General features: G+C 50.8%; 1 pseudogene. It reads right to left on the reverse strand.

Annotated elements, in window-relative coordinates:
• Nucleotides 1-242: pseudogene (locus ACFIKU_RS10135) on the reverse strand (lytic transglycosylase); the annotation flags it as partial.

The raw sequence follows: 242 nt of genomic DNA on the forward strand, positions 1-242 counted from the left end.
TCTCTATTGCCAAAACCACCCTGTGCTATAGGACTTGCTGCTCTATAAGGCTGCCCCCCATACATTTGTAACACGCGGTTGACAAAATCACTTGCACGCATACCGCTGTTGCCACCATTCAAACCAACCGCATTGCTGCCAACAATTTGCGCTGCATTGGCATGGGGATTTTGCAAAAGGCGGGCGGCTCCTCCTGCCCCTTGTTGATGTGCTAAATACAATTCCGCATCAGTAGGCGCTCT

Origin of the sequence: Bartonella sp. CM120XJJH, assembly GCF_042194715.1 — a bacterium.
Taxonomy (GTDB): domain Bacteria; phylum Pseudomonadota; class Alphaproteobacteria; order Rhizobiales; family Rhizobiaceae; genus Bartonella.